Below are 491 nucleotides of genomic sequence, written 5' to 3'. Positions count from 1 at the left end.
CCGACGTCGTTTGGTCATGATGCGGCGGGGCGGTTGTTGTCGACGCAGACGGAGGGGCGGTCGACGTCGTATGCGTATGACGGTTTGGATCGTCGTACGTCGGTGACGGATGAGACGGTGTTCGGGTCGGATACGACCGGGACGACGTGGGATGGTCTTGATCCGGTTGCGACGGATAGCGGGTTGCACGGGTCGACGGAGTTGTTGCGGGATCCGACGGGTGAGGTCGTGTTCCAGTCGGGTGCGTATGACGATGCGTGGGTGTTGGGTGATGCGCGCAATGCGACGGCGACGGCGGATGCCGGGGGCCGGATCACGGATCTCGTGGATTATGCGGACTTCGGTGCTGCCGGGTTCGAGTCCACCGGGTGGGCGTCGTTGGTCGGTAACGACGGGCAGCCGGGTGATGCGACTCTGGGGCTGGATCACTACTACGCCCGTGACTACGACACGGCGACCGGGTCGTGGGTGCAGCCGGATGAGTGGCGCGG

At 65.2% G+C, this 491-nt stretch carries 1 protein-coding gene; it reads left to right on the top strand.

Annotated elements, in window-relative coordinates:
- Positions 1 to 491 (top strand): hypothetical protein (locus ACTJKK_RS16560; protein WP_440748777.1); only part of this gene is annotated, 491 nt, incomplete at both ends.

The sequence above is a fragment of the Microbacterium sp. 22179 genome (assembly GCF_052045715.1).
GTDB classification, from domain to species: Bacteria; Actinomycetota; Actinomycetes; order Actinomycetales; family Microbacteriaceae; genus Microbacterium; species Microbacterium galbinum.
Note: the sequence above shows the minus strand (reverse complement) of the source record. Positions and strands in the feature narration are given on the sequence as shown.